This is a genomic window from Alistipes sp. CHKCI003 (assembly GCF_900021155.1).
Classification (GTDB): domain Bacteria; phylum Bacteroidota; class Bacteroidia; order Bacteroidales; family Rikenellaceae; genus Alistipes; species Alistipes excrementavium.
Genome location: NZ_FCNT01000015.1, coordinates 1 through 1,105, shown reverse-complemented (window position 1 = coordinate 1,105; position 1,105 = coordinate 1). Strand labels below are relative to the sequence as shown.

Annotated in this window: 1 protein-coding gene; it reads right to left on the bottom strand. The window is 62.3% G+C overall.

The genetic code is table 11. The features are described from left to right. Positions 1-1,105, bottom strand: a 1,105-nt coding sequence (locus BN3659_RS13040) for a hypothetical protein (protein WP_171847682.1), incomplete at both ends; no start/stop codon positions are given.

Here is a 1,105-nt window from a genome sequence, read left to right as displayed (position 1 = left end):
CCCAATTTGGCTTCGATTTCGCAATTCATCTGTCGGGCATATATATCCCGCCCCATCACCTGATATTGATAGGCATGCAGGAGTTCTTCCATCAGAATCACATCGTGTATGTCGTGTTTGCGAGGGTTTTGCGTCAGCGTGATTTTCGGAAAAACCGCCTCGGCGTTGAAAAAATTGGCTTCCCCGTTCTCGATTTCGATCGTATAGTTCAGGTTTTGGATCAGAGTTCGTCCCATGCAGTCCAGCATGAACTCGTCGAGCAGTTCGAGTACGTCGGGGTCCTTGGTCCGTATGTTTTCGTTGCCTCGGAACTTGGTGTTTCCGTCGGCGTCCGCACCGCCTCCGGGTCCTCCTGCGAAGCCCGGGAACAAAGGCGTGAACTCCGTTACACCTTCATCGACGGCCGGCACGGGCGGCACTTCGATGACGATCGTCCGTATCGGCTGTTGTCCGTATACGATTACGGGAGCGATGGAGTTGATGCCCCCGACACCCCGTGTCTTTGCCGCACCGCACTTCCACAATTCCACCGTCCCGATCACCTCTCGGAGCCGTTCGAGGTTCTCCCTCGCCGGACAGTGCCCGTCGAACAGAAACGCTCCGGCTCCGGGCATGCCTTCGTCGTAGCGCTGGGCCGCGACGGGCGTGCCGTCCGTGCGCGTGTAGAGGGCCAGCCCCGTGAACGAGGCTTTCTCGGCACAGCTCAGAAGCGTTTCGCACAGCTCGGCGGTCTGGAGCGGACGGGCCGCGGCATAGCAGCTGTCGGGCAGGTAAAAGATCAGATAGGAACACATATTCCCCGAGCTCTTCTGCCGCAGGACGACGAGGCGGTGCGCGATGCGCAGTCCGAGTTCGCGCCCGAGGCTGTCGCGCCCCACCGGCAGACGGTAGAGACAGTCGCCCCGGACGGGAACGTCCACCGCTTCGAGATTCAGACTCTCGGAAGGGAGGGCGGCATCCCACAGCGGCTCGAACGTGCCGAGCGTGAGCGCCCCGGCGGTCGCTTCTCCCGAGCGGGTGCGGACCGGACGGGCGGTTTCGTAAAATTCGCGGGCCGCGGCCGCGGTGAGGCCCGCCCCGTCCCGGACGGGCGGCTCCGAGGGTG